Source organism: Pseudonocardia sp. (assembly GCF_025965585.1).
Lineage (GTDB): Bacteria > Actinomycetota > Actinomycetes > Mycobacteriales > Pseudonocardiaceae > Pseudonocardia.
The window spans coordinates 1-5,862 of record NZ_JAOPWR010000444.1 but is presented as its reverse complement, the minus strand read 5'-3'; the positions used below and the strand labels follow the sequence as shown (position 1 = coordinate 5,862).

The 5,862-nt window shown below is 73.8% G+C and carries 4 protein-coding genes and 1 tRNA gene; 1 reads left to right on the top strand and 4 read right to left on the bottom strand.

The features are described from left to right. Positions 1-2: 2 nt before the first annotated feature. Positions 3-79 (bottom strand) — tRNA-Thr (locus JWR81_RS27255). Between the two features lie 132 nt (positions 80-211). Between JWR81_RS27255 and JWR81_RS27250 the strand changes: the two genes are divergently transcribed. Continuing rightward, positions 212-1,243: a 5'-3' exonuclease H3TH domain-containing protein gene (locus JWR81_RS27250; RefSeq protein WP_297659079.1), complete on the top strand. Its 1,032-nt coding sequence runs from the start codon at positions 212-214 to the stop codon at positions 1,241-1,243. Positions 1,244-1,255: 12 nt separating this feature from the next. Here the strand turns inward: JWR81_RS27250 and JWR81_RS27245 are convergent, their stop codons facing one another. The 3 genes from JWR81_RS27245 to JWR81_RS27235 all read right to left on the bottom strand — a co-directional run bounded on the left by JWR81_RS27245 (position 1,256) and on the right by JWR81_RS27235 (position 4,820). Further along, positions 1,256-2,407: a DNA polymerase III subunit delta' gene (locus JWR81_RS27245; protein WP_297659077.1), complete on the bottom strand. Its 1,152-nt coding sequence runs from the start codon at positions 2,405-2,407 to the stop codon at positions 1,256-1,258. Beyond that, positions 2,404-4,434 carry an MFS transporter gene (locus JWR81_RS27240; protein ID WP_297659075.1) on the bottom strand — a complete coding sequence of 677 codons (2,031 nt, stop codon included), beginning with the start codon at positions 4,432-4,434 and terminating at the stop codon, positions 2,404-2,406. The genes JWR81_RS27245 and JWR81_RS27240 overlap by 4 nt, the downstream gene beginning before the upstream one ends. Positions 4,435-4,595: 161 nt before the next feature. Continuing rightward, the gene (locus tag JWR81_RS27235; protein ID WP_297659073.1) at positions 4,596-4,820 is read right to left on the bottom strand and encodes a hypothetical protein; all 225 of its coding nucleotides are present in this window, start codon (positions 4,818-4,820) and stop codon (positions 4,596-4,598) included. Positions 4,821-5,862: the final 1,042 nt, after the last annotated feature.

Genomic DNA, 5,862 nt, shown 5'->3' with positions numbered 1-5,862 from the left:
GATGGAGCCGCCTTGGGGAGTCGAACCCCAGACCTACGCATTACGAGTGCGTCGCTCTAACCGACTGAGCTAAGGCGGCGTTGTGCCTGCGCAAGCATACCGACCGCTGCCACTGGGATCCGAGCCCCCCGCCCATCACCGTGACCAGCAACGACGGCACGCGGCAACCGGTGATGCTGACCGGGCCTCGCCGATCAGGCACAGTCAGGGGGTGCCCCGCTCTCGTGTCGTCCTTGCCGTCGACGGCAACTCGATTCTGCACCGCTGCTTCCACTCCCAGGCCCGCACCGGTTTCCAGTCGGCCGACGGGCAGCCACGGTGGGCGGTGCGCGGGTTGCTTTCGCAGCTCGTGGCGGCCGCCGATCGCGTCGCACCGGACGCCGTCGTCGTCGGCTTCGACGATCCGGATGCCAGCGTGCGCCGGGCGCGGTGGCCGCAGTACAAGGCTCAGCGCGGGGAGAAGCTCGCCACGCTCGTGGAGCAGCTGGTTGCCGCCGCGGACGTGCTGCGGGCTCTCGGCGTCGCCGTGGTCGTGCCGGCCGGTTGGGAGGCTGATGACGTCCTGGCCTCCGCCGCTCGCCAGGCGGCCGCCGCGGGCGACACGACGGTGGTCATGACCTCCGACCGCGACGCCTTCAGCCTGATCGACGCGAGCACCCGGGTGCTGCGCATCATCAACGGGGGCGTCGAGGCGTCGCCCCTGCTGACCCCGGAGCGGCTGGTCAGGCTGCTCGGGGTGCGACCCGAGCAGTACCCGGACTTCGCCGCGCTGCGCGGGGACCCCTCGGACAACCTGCCCGGCGTCCGCGGGTTCGGGCCCCGCACCGCGGCCCGGTTGCTCACCGCGATGGGTGGCGTTCAGGAGGCGTTCGACGACCTCGACGCCGGGGGCGAACGGGTCACCGCCGCTGTCGGTCCGGCAGCCGCAGGCCAGCTCGCCGCACCCGCCGCCCGAGCGGCGTGGGAGCTGAACCGGCAGGTCATGACCATGCGCAGCGACGTCCAGATCGACCTGGGGGTAGGACACCTCCCGCTCGCCGCCAATGCCGTTCACGCTGCCTTCGCCGGCATGGACCTCCCCTGGACGACCGCCACGGCGCTCCGCGTGCTCGCCCACGACGAGTCAGTCCCTCCGCCATCCCCGCGCACGCCGCTGGAGACCCGCGGACCGGGCCCGCGCAGTCGGCCGCCGGTACGGCGCCTCCCGGCCCGGACGGTGAGCGACCAGCTCACGCTGTTCTGACCGCGCCCGCGATCAGCCTCGCTGCAGCGACATCATCATCGCCTCGACCGCGATCTCCGGCTTCACGTTGGCGTCCATCGCCGTGCGGCAGGCCAGGACGGCCTCGAGGCGGCGCAGTACCGACTCGGCGGACCACTCGGTGGCGGCGCGACGGACGTCGGTCTCGCGGTCGGGATTGGTCAGCGGCACCTGCGCGTCGCTGCCCACCACCAGGACGTCGCGGTAGAAGCCGGCCAGGTCGACGAGGGCGCGGTCGATGGCGTCGCGCTGGGTCCGGGTGTTGCGGGACTTCTGCTGCTTCTGCAGCGCGTTCTCCGCCGCCTTGGCGCTGCGGGCCGCGGCGGCCACGCCCTTGCCGATACCTCCGGCGCCCATCGCGACACCGAGTTCCTCACGCTCGGCGGCGTCGCGGGACTCGTTCAGCTCTACGGCCTCCGCCTTGGCGTTCGTGACGAGGCTGGCCGCGTAGGCGAACACGTCACCGAGGCTGCGGACCGCAAGTGGCAGTCGCAGCACCGTCTCACGGTAGCTGCGGGCCTCGGGATCGCGGGCGAGACGGCGGGCGCGGCCCACGTGGCCGCCCGACACGGACGCCGCCCACTGCGCCGACTCGGGGTCGATGCCGTCACGGCGCACCAGCACGTCGGCGATCGCGTCCCGCGGCGGCGTGCGCAGGGGGACGGGGCGACAGCGGGAGCGGATGGTGATCGGCAGGTCCTCCGGATGGTCCGACGGCGCGCAGAGCAGGAAGATCGTCTGTTCAGGCGGCTCCTCGATGAACTTGAGCAGCGCGTTGGCCGCGCGCTCACCGAGCCGGTCGGCATCCTGAATGATCAAGACCTGGAAATCGCCGCTGGCCGGGCGGCGGGCCGCGGACTGCACCAGGGTGCGCATCGACGCCACCGAGATCGACAGCCCCTCCGGCACGATCTCCCGGACATCGGAGTGGGTGCCGGCCATGACCGTGTGGCACGACACGCACTCCCCGCAGCCGTTGCGCGGGCACTGCAACGCTGCGGCGAACGCGCGCGCCGCCACCGAACGGCCGGAGCCGGGCGGGCCGGTGAACAGCCACGCGTGGGTCATGGCCGAGGAGTTCTCGGCGGCCGCGCTCAGCTCCGCGACGGCCGAAGGCTGGCCGACCACCTCGCCCCAGACGCTCACAGGACCGTCCGATCCACGTCGACGGCCGGGGCGGGATCCGCAGCGGCGAGCGGTTCCGGGCCCCGGCTCGCGGACACCTGCTCGGACGGGTCGGGGGCGGGCTGCGACGCGGCGACAGCCCGGTTGGGGAGCATCCCCGCGAGGCCGGCATGCACGCGCTCGGCGACGTCCTCGGGCGAGCCCTCGGCGTCGACCACCACGTAGTGGTGCGGCTCCGCCGCCGCCATGCGTGTGAGCAGGCGGCGGACCTGCAGGTGCTGCTCACCGGCGATGCCGGTGGCGAGCGTGGCGGTGGGCGGGCGGTCGAGCAGCACCGACACGTCGGGCCGCAGCCGGCCGGTGGCCCACAGGGCCAGGCTCTCCAGCTCGCGCGGATCCAGCTGGGCCTGCGCCGCCACCCCGTACTGGACGAGCGGGCTGGCCAGGAACCGGTCGACCACGACGATCGCGCCCCCGGCCAGGGCGGGCCGGATCACCCGCTCGACCTGATCGGCCCGGACGGCCGCCGCCGCCAGCGCCGTGGCACGGGTGCCCGAGAGCGCGGCCTCGCGGGTGGCGGCCTCCCACCGTTCGCGCTCGTCGTCCTCGGGCTCGACGACCGTGTGGCCCTCGGCGCGTAGCCGCGCGGCGATCCGGGCCGCCTGGTCGGCGGTCTCCTCGGCGGGCGCGCCCTCGACGGCGATGAGCACCCCCGCGCCCTGACGCGGCTCACCCCGACGGAGCGCGGCGAGCAGGTCGGGGAGCATCGGCTCGGTGCGGCGGTCGTCCATCTGCCGGTAGGCGAGCATGCCGACCCCGGCCGCCACGAGCCCGCCGGCGAGCATCACGACACGCGTGCCGTCGATGACGAACCGGACACCGAGCACGTCGACGGTCTGCGCCGCGACCAGCCCGACGAGCAGCGGCACGAGCGCGAGCGAGCCGAGCAGCGTGAGCCGCACGATCGACTGGACGAAGGCGTTGATGCGGCCACGGATCTCGTCGGCCACCTGTGAGCCGATGATCGTCAGCCCGGTGAGGAACGAGATGCCCGCGAACCCGCCGACCAGCATGACGGCGACGATGGCGAAGAACAGGTGCGGTGCGACGGCGACCAGCACGAGAGCGAGCCCGGCCGCGACGATGCCGGCACCGAACAGCCGGTTGTGCGGGACCCTCCGCGCCATCCGCGGCGCGACCCCCATGCCGATGGCGAGGCCGATGAACACCGACGCGAACAGCACGCCGTACGCGGCGTTGCCCCCACCCAGGCTCGCGGCGTACAGGGTGGCGGAACCGACGACGATGCCGCCCGCGGTGAACGCGCCGATGATGCCGATGACCAGCCCGCGGACCAGCGGGGTACGCACGACGAACGTGGCGCCGTCGCGGATCAGGGTGAGTACGGCGGGCGCCATCTCCCGACGCTCGGCGGCGCGTCCGGAGATCTCGGGGATCCGGAACCACACCACGAACGCGAGGAGCAGGTAGGCGACGCCGCTGAAGACCAGCGCGACGTAGACGACGTCGATCGCGGAGAAGCCGAGCATCGCGCCGCTGCGGGAGACCAGCGCGAACAGACCTGACGCAGTGATGACCGAGACGCCGTAGGTCATGACGAGCGCGAGCTGGTTGGCCGTCTCCACCTGGTCGGGTCGGCGCAGCAGGTTGGGTACCGACGCGTCCTTGGCCGGGATCCAGAACATCGCGCAGAACTCGATGAGGAACGTCGCGGCGAACAGCCACCACAGCGACCCGGCCAGCGGGATGGAGACGAACAGGCCGAACCGGAGCAGGTCGCTGACGACCATGACGGCGCGGCGGTCGAACTTGTCGGCCAGCGCACCCGCGAGCGGGCCCAGCACGAGCGAGGGCAGCAGCTTGGTGGCGACGACACCGCCGAGCGCGAAGCTCTGCGCCTGGTAGCCGCTGGTGAGCTGCGTGGCCAGGGCGGAGAGGGCCAGCAGGCTGATCCAGTCGCAGATGCCCGCGACGGATGTGACCATCCACAACCGCCGGAACGCAGGGATGGCCAGGACGCTGCGCACGCGCTGGGACGTGGCCGCCGAGAGGCCGGGCGACCCGGAGGCCGCTGCGGACGGGTTCGAAGGGGTGGGCTCGGAACCGATCGCGCGTCACCTCCTCGGTGGGCCCGACGTGACCGGCGGGGGAGCTCAAGGGTAATCGGCGGCACCGACAGGACCGGCGATCAGGGGTTCAGCAGCGCCACGATCATCTGTACCAGGATCAGGGCGAACACGAACACGAAGAACAGGTTGAACAGCCTCGCCCCGAGTCTGCTGCGGGTGTGCCGCGACAGGCCGAGGATGCCCGGCTCGGGCTCGATGCGCGGGCGCGCCGGGGGGCGGTAGGGACCGGGTGGGCGCGGTGGCGGGCCGTGCTGCACCCCGAGCGGGCCCGGGCGGAGCGGCATGATCCGTGGTTCGGGACGCGGAGCCGGGCGGGGTGCGGTCACGGGTCCCGACGCGGTGATCATGGGCTGGGGATGGTGGACCGGGGGCTCCGGATCCGGTCGGACGAGCGTGGTGGGGGTGGGCTCCTCGTTGTCGACCCCTGTGGTGATCGTCCGTTCGGGACGCGCCACCGCCTCTGCTGCGGCTCCCGGTCCCGAACCGTCGATCACCGGATCGACCGGGTCCGCGGCGCAAGCCCGAGCAGCTGTGATCACCGGTTCGGGACCTCCCGCCGCGTCCGCCGCCGTTCCGGGCCCCGAACCGCTGATCATCGGATCACCTGCGGGTCCGGACGCGTCCGCCTCCGCCGACGACCGCGAGCCGGCCGACCCGGAGACCGGGGACCCCGGGGTCGGCGACGCCGCAACCCCCGACGCGGAGCTGGAGGACGACGCGGCGACCGCCGGTGTGGAGGCGGGTGAAGCGGAAGCGGACGGAGCAGCGGCCGCCGGTGTCGAGGCGGGTGAAGCGGAAGCGGGCAGGGCAGCGGCCGCCGGCGTGGAGGCAGACGGGACGGAGGCAGGCGGGGCCGCGCGCTCCCGACCGCCGGCCGTCGAGCCTGTCGAGGGGGTGGGTGCAAGCGTGGGGGATCCGGACGCGGCCGCCAGCTTCGCGCGGTAGGCCTCCTCCACCGTGATGGGCCGCGCGGCAGCCTCCGCCGCACCGTGGGGTCCGCGAGCAGGCAGCAGCCGGCGCGCCGTCCGGACCAGGGCCGTGGTGGCCGACGGACCGGCGGCGACCTCGTCCTGCGCCTCCGCCGCCATGCCGCAGGATGCTAGGCCGCTGTCCCGCCCCCGTCAGCCGCGAAACGCCTGCGGCCAGAGGCGCCACACCGTCGGGAGGGTCAGTTCTGGCCGCGTTGCCCCGGCTGCCCGGGTGGCTCGGGTGGTGCGCCGTCCGGGCCGGCCGGGGGGACCGCGCCGGGGGGCTGGTCGGTGCCGGGGGCCGGGGGCGGCGGGGGCACCGAGCCGCTGCTGACGCTCAGCACGATCGTCTCGCCCG